Annotated in this window: 1 protein-coding gene and 2 pseudogenes; 2 read left to right on the forward strand and 1 reads right to left on the reverse strand. The window is 45.5% G+C overall.

Going from position 1 to position 3,037, the window contains the following annotated elements:
- Positions 1 to 1,878 (forward strand): secretin N-terminal domain-containing protein (locus IQ242_RS21030; RefSeq protein ID WP_193961287.1); only part of this gene is annotated, 1,878 nt, incomplete at its 5' end.
- Between the two features lie 128 nt (positions 1,879 to 2,006).
- Positions 2,007 to 2,300: pseudogene (locus tag IQ242_RS21035) on the forward strand (IS1 family transposase); the annotation flags it as partial.
- A 478-nt stretch (positions 2,301 to 2,778) separates the two neighbouring features.
- Here the strand turns inward: IQ242_RS21035 and IQ242_RS21040 are convergent.
- Positions 2,779 to 3,037 (reverse strand): annotated as a pseudogene (locus IQ242_RS21040) (hypothetical protein); the annotation flags it as partial.

Here is a 3,037-nt window from a genome sequence, read left to right on the forward strand (position 1 = left end):
GTACAAAAGGAGATCAGCGATCGCATTTTAGCCAGTGAAAAACTGCTCGCCCAAAGTGTGCCCCTTGTCCCCAACCCCGAAATTATCATTCAAGGCGCACCCCAAGCCCCCGGTGTTCCCACCCTACCCCGGGCCGTCGCCCCACCGGTGGGAGATATTGCCATCTCTAACATCGATGCTAGTGCCGAAAAGGTCAAATTCGAGCGTAATATGACTGTACCTCGTGTTTTACTTCGGGAAGCTTCCGCTAGAGAAGTGTTAATGACCCTTGCTAACTATGCCGGTTATAACGTCGTTTTCACCAGCTCCCAGGGGGAAACTAACGCCACCTCTCAGACAGTTTCCTTAGAATTTACTAACGAATCGGTGGAAAACATTTTTAATGCCGTATTGTTAATTTCTGGACTCCAGGCCAACCGTCAGGGTACAACTATCTTTGTTGGGGCGCAATTACCCCAAGGCGCTCGTAATCTGATTAGCCGCACCCTGCGTCTCAACCAAGTTAAATCTGTCGCCGCCGCCACTTTCCTCGCTACCCAAGGGGCAGAATACCAGCGTTTAGTTACCCAAACCGAGGATATCGTCGATCCCCTCACCGGACGAGTCATCGGTCGCCGGGATGTTCCTCCCACCCTAGAGCCACTGGCCCCCCAAGAAACGAAAGGCTCAAAAGCTGCCTTACTTTTAACTGGTTTAAGAGTTGCCGCCGACGAGCGCCTTAATTCTATCAATTTAATCGGCGAGGCGCGGCAAGTCCAGATCGCCACCTCTTTATTAACCCAACTAGATGCCCGTCGCCGTCAGGTGGTGGTTAATGTCAAAGTTATCGATGTCAACCTGCTCAATACAGACCGTTTTAACAGTAGTTTTTCCTTCGGTTTTAACGATGGTTTCTTTGTTCAAGATAACGGGGCGGCAGTGCTGAACTTTGGTAATATGAACCCACCCAATAGCTCAACTGTATCTAAGCCAGGGGCTTTTGCACAGCCGATAGTTCCTTTAAATAATGTTTTCTCTGGGGAGGGAACACCCACTCTAGAACCTTTTTTTGATGTTCAGAATGGTGCGCCTTTTAGCAATATTACTCAAGGGCCATTGGGTAATCCTTTATCTTCAAATTTCGCCGGTTATGCCCGTCCTAATTTTGGAAGATTTAATAACCCTTTTCAACCCGGTGTAACAGATGTAACAGAAGATAGAATAGAATTTACACCACCCGGCCTATTCCAATATCCCCAAAAATTCCTGATGACCCTGCAAGCGTCAATTCAGACAGGGAATGCCAAAATTCTCACCGATCCCTCGCTGGTGGTGCAGGAAGGTCAACAGGCCACCGTTAAGCTCACCGAGAAAGTGCTAGAAAGTGTCGAGACAAGTGTAGATCCTCTCAGTGGTGTACGCACCACTACCCCCGTCCTGGCCGATGCTGGGTTAACTCTAGCGGTAAACGTCGATCAGGTGGATGATAACGGCTTTATTTCCCTGTCGGTTAGCCCCACTGTTGCCTCTCCGGGATCTCCAATTCGATTTGATAGCGGTGGTCTGACAGTCAACACCCTTACCCCTCTGATTCGTCGGGAATTAACTTCCGGTTTAGTTCGTCTCCGGGATGGACAGAGTTTAATTCTTTCCGGGATTATCCAAGAGCGCCAACAGAGTTCTGAGACAAAAGTGCCGATTTTAGGGGATATTCCCATTTTAGGGGCTTTATTCCGCAGTCGTACCAATCGCAACGAGCGCTCGGAGGTGATTATTCTCCTCACTCCCAAAATCATCGAAGATACGGCCACCTCTACCCTCGGCATCAACTATCAACCGGGCCAAGATGCGGCGGAAATGCTTCAGCGTCAAGGTTTCCCCGTACAACCGCGACAGTAATCATTGACATACTCCCACCGTCAAGCTACTGGTCTGTCAAGATGTTATTGACGGATACAATCTTTTTAACCCACATTCCGCACCCTAAGTGGGGTTTGCGGCAAAAACTTTTTGCCGCAAACCCTATGCGCGGAGATAGGAGTCGTCAATCAGCCAAAAAACTTTGGGGCCAGTTTACCAGGTGTTTACCGACAATGCGCGGTTGCTTACACAGACTTTTGGGAGTCCTATAAGACAGTAATTCCCAGTAAACGTCATCGACCGGTCGGAAAAGAAACTGGTCAAACCAATCCTATTGAAAGATTAAATAATACCTTTCGACAAAGGATTTCTCGGCTGGTGAGAGAGATTCTATCTTTCTCTAAAAAAATGGAGAATCACGTTGGGGAACCCTTTGGTATTTTATCCATGACTACAATGCACAGCAAAGCAAAGGATTAAGCCGCCATCACTACTACCGAATCACCACCTCAAGATGTTTACCGGTTTTCTCTAATACCTGTTTATCTGTCCATTCTAAAAGGGTTTGAATATCCATATAAGTAAGTGGTAGAACATTTAGATTGCTGGTTAAGATAAGGGAACTGATTTTAGTTTTCTTGTTTTTTTATCAGACTAATAATCATTTTACTTTCCTCTTTTCAGAGATTAATGTATTGCCTACGAACATTGTACCCCATAAAGTCGGGAAGGCCAAACTGTCATACCAAATCCGCCTTATAAAGTAAAGCTTGTAGTCATATTACTCGTAGGGTGCGCCCTTCAATAGCGTAACGCACCAATTTCATAATAGAGGTGGTGCGTTACGGCGAATTATTAATTTTGGTTTTTTGACTAAATTGATAGCCGCCTAACGCACCCTACACTCTGTCTGATTTGTTTCCGACTGTCCCCTGTTACTTAATCGATTAATATTAATTCCAATGCTTGATTAATAATTTTATTTTTATCGATCATAGCTTCAATTTCTTCTGGTTGACATATACCTTCAAAAGCTTCTAATGCCGCTTGTCTTAAAGCCGAAGAATAAGCATCATCTAAGGTTTCTTTTAATTCTTCTGGTGTTAGATAATTTCCTCCAGTTTTACGTCGTTGATTAATGCGTTGAATCTGTCGAACAGAATTAGAAATAGAGGTTTCCCATGAGCGGGTACTGCGG

The organism is Microcystis sp. LEGE 08355, assembly GCF_015207185.1.
In the GTDB taxonomy this organism is placed as follows: Bacteria; Cyanobacteriota; Cyanobacteriia; order Cyanobacteriales; family Microcystaceae; genus Microcystis; species Microcystis panniformis.